Source organism: Methylobacterium crusticola (genome assembly GCF_003574465.1).
In the GTDB taxonomy this organism is placed as follows: Bacteria; Pseudomonadota; Alphaproteobacteria; order Rhizobiales; family Beijerinckiaceae; genus Methylobacterium; species Methylobacterium crusticola.
The window spans coordinates 1-3,447 of the sequence record NZ_KZ984678.1; the positions used below are offsets into that span (position 1 = coordinate 1).

Annotated in this window: 1 protein-coding gene and 2 pseudogenes; all 3 read left to right on the plus strand. The window is 80.2% G+C overall.

Annotated features, from left to right (window positions below; translation table 11 throughout):
• Positions 1-734 (plus strand): cobaltochelatase subunit CobN (locus DT057_RS36625; RefSeq protein ID WP_420870304.1); only part of this gene is annotated, 734 nt, incomplete at both ends.
• Between the two features lies 1 nt (position 735).
• Positions 736-3,220, plus strand: a pseudogene (cobN, locus tag DT057_RS05765) (cobaltochelatase subunit CobN); the annotation flags it as partial.
• Positions 3,221-3,264: 44 nt separating this feature from the next.
• Positions 3,265-3,447 (plus strand): annotated as a pseudogene (locus DT057_RS05770) (nitrite reductase); the annotation flags it as partial.

Genomic DNA, 3,447 nt, shown 5'->3' on the forward strand with positions numbered 1-3,447 from the left:
GGCCCAGGCGGCGCTGGCCGGGCCCGATCCCGCCCCGCCCGGCGGCGACCGGGCCGGGGCGGCCCCGCCGGGCCCGCGGCTCGCGCCGGGCCAGCAGCTCCCGCCGAGCCTGCGGCTCGCCAAGCTCGCGCAGCTGCGCCACCCGCTCTCGGTCGACCTCTACGCCGAGAAGGTGGTGGCCCGGGCCCGCTTCGTGCTGGTGCGCTGCCTCGGCGGGCTCGATTACTGGCGCTACGGGATCGAGCGGCTGGCGCAGGTGTGCCGGGCCGGCGGCATTCCCCTGGCGGTGCTCCCCGGGGACGACCGGCCCGACCCCCGCCTCGACGCCTTCGCGACGGTGGCGCCGGAGCTGCGCGAGACCCTCGACGCCTATTTCCGGGCCGGGGGGCCCGACAACCTGCGCCATCTCCTGCGCCGGATCGCGGCGGAGATCGGCCGGCCCGTGGTCGCGGCGCCGCCCCGGGCGCTGCCGCGGGGCTTTCCCTGGTGCCCCGGCTGCGGGCCGGCGGACCTCGCCGCGGCCGTGCCCGCCGGCGCGGCGGGGGACGGGCGGGGCGAGGCCCTCTTCCCCGCCGCCCTCGTGCTCGTCTACCGCTCGGCCGTCCTCGGCGGCGACACCGCGCCGGCCGCGTCCCTGGCGGCGGCCCTGTGGGAGCGCGGCCTCACGCCCGTGATCCTCGCGGTGTCGAGCCTGAAGGACCCGGAGGCCGTGGCGGTCGTGCGGGCCGCGATCANCACCGCCTTCTCGGCGCGGGACGATGCCGGCTTCGTCCTCGACCGGGCGGGCTGCCCGGTGATCCAGGCCTTCACGGTCGGGGCGCCGCGCGCCGCCTGGGCGGCCTCCGCCCGGGGCCTCGGCGCGGCGGACCTCGCCATGCAGGTGGCGCTGCCGGAATTCGACGGGCGGCTCTCGGCCCACCCGGTCTCCTTCAAGGAGGAGGCGCCCGCCGTCGAGGGCTTCGCCGAGCGCCGGGCGGTGCCGGATTTCGGCGGCATCGCGGCCACGGCCGACCGGGCGGCGGCCTGGATACGCCTCGCCCGCACGCCGCGGGCCGAGAGGCGCCTCGCCCTCGTCCTGTCCGACTACCCGGCCCGGGGCGGCCGGGCCGGCTTCGCGGTCGGGCTCGACACCCCGGCGAGCACCCGGGCGATCCTCGATCTCCTCGCGGCCGAGGGGTTCGGGGTGTCGCAGGCCCCCGCGCCCGCCGCGATGATGCGGGCCCTGACCGAGGCCGCGCCCGGCCTGTCCGTGCCGCTCGCCGCCTACGAGGCCTGGCGGCGGCGGCTGCCCCCGGCCGCCCGCGCGGCGCTCGCGGCGGAGTGGGGCCCGCCCGAGGCCGACCCCGCCTGCCGGGACGGCGCGTTCCGGTTCCGCGCCGTCCGGGCCGGCCGGGTGCTGATCGCGCTCCAGCCCGACCGGGGCCGCGGCGGCGACCGCAAGGCGGGCTACCACGACCCCGACGCGGTGCCGGCCCACGCCTACCTGGCCTTCTACCTCGCCCTGCGGCAGGGCAGCGACGCGCTGATCCACCTCGGCACCCACGGCACCACCGAGTGGCTGCCCGGCAAGGCCGTGGCGCCCTCGCCCGCCTGCTGGCCCTCGCTGGCGGTCGGCGCCCTCCCGGTGGTCTATCCCTTCATCGTCGACGATCCGGGCGAGGCGGCCCCGGCCAAGCGCCGCCTCGGCGCCGTGACGCTCGGGCACTTGACGCCCGAGACCGCCGCCTCCGGCCTCGACCCGGAGGCGGGCGCCCTGCGCGACCTCGTGGAGGAGTACGCGGGCGCCACCGTGCTCGACCCGCGCCGGGCCGGCCTGATCGCGGACGCGATCCTGGACCGGGCGGAGGCGGCGGGGCTGCTGCGCGCCGCCGGCATCGGCCGCGCCACCCCGATGAGCGACGCCCTCGCGGCCCTCGACGCCCATCTCTGCGACCTCGCCGAGGTGACGGTCCGCGAGGGGCTGCACGTCTTCGGGCAGGCGCCCGAGGGGCTCGAGGCCTGCGGCCTCGGCGAGCGGGCCGGCCTCCTCGCGGCCCTCGACGGCCGCTTCGTGCCCCCGGGCCCGGCGGGCTCGCCCGCGCGGGGGCAGGAGGACGTGCTGCCGACCGGGCGCAACCTCGCGACGCTCGATCCCCGCGCCCTGCCGACCCGCGCGGCCGCCCTGCTCGCCGAGCGGGCGGCGGCCGAGGTGGTGCGGCGCTACCTGCAGGACGAGGGCGAGTACCCGTCCCGCATCGTCATGGACCTCTGGGCCTCCCCGACCCTGCGCACCGGCGGCGAGGACGTCGCCCACGCCCTCGCGCTCATGGGCGTGCGCCCGACCTGGGACCACGCCTCGACCCGGGTGACCGGCTTCGAGGTGCTGCCCCTCGCCCTCCTCGACCGGCCCCGCATCGACGTCACGGTGCGGGTCTCGGGCGCCTTCCGCGACACCTTCCCGGACGCCCTCGCCCTCCTCGACCGGGCCGCCCGCGCGGTGGCGGGCCGGCAGGAGGAGGACGCCGACAACCCCCTGGCGGCCGCGCGCCGCCGCGGCGAGGGGCTGGCGCGGGTGTTCGGGGCGGCGCCGGGCCGCTACGGCGCCGGCGCCGCCGCCCTCGCCCTCGACGGGGCCTGGGAGCGCCGGGACGACCTCGCCCGCGCCTACCTGGACGCCACCGCGCAGGCCGCGGGCGACGAGGCCGCCGCCTTCGCCGACCGGGTCGCGGCGGCGGACGCCTACCTGCACGCCTTCGACGTGGCCGAGCGCGACCTCCTCGACGGCGACGCGGGCGCCGACGCCATGGGGGGCTTCGCCGCGGCGGCGGCCCTCGCGGGCGCCGCGCCCGCGCTCTACAGCCTCGACGTCAGCCGGCCCGGCGCGCCCCGCATCCGCACGGCGGCCGAGGACGTCGCCCGGCTGGTGCGCGGCCGCCTCGCCCATCCGCGCTGGATCGCCGGCCAGCTCCGGCACGGCTGGCGCGGCGCGCAGGAATTGGCGCAGGGGCTCGACGCGGTGTTCGTGATGGCCGCCGCCACCGACGCGGTGTCGGACGCCGACCTCGACCGCCTCTACGACGCCTACGTGGGCGACCCGGCGGTGTTCGAGGCGGTCGAGGCCGCCAATCCCGGCGTCGCGCGGGCGCTCCTCGACCGGTTCGGGGAGCTGCGCCGCCGCGGCCTCTGGCGCAGCCGGCGCAACTCCCTCTCGGCCCTCGACGGCCGCGGGGCCGCCGCGTGAGCGCGGGCGCCCTGCGCGGCTGGTGCCCCGGCCTCGCCCGCCCGATGCCGACCGGGGACGGCCTGCTGGTGCGGCTCCACCCGGCCGGCGGCGTCCTGGATGCCGCGCAGGCCCGGGCGGTGGCCGACGCCGCGCGGGCGGGCGGCAACGGCCTCGTCGACGTGACGGCCCGCGGCAACCTCCAGATCCGCGGCGTCACGGCCGCCACCCACCCGGCGCTGGCCGCC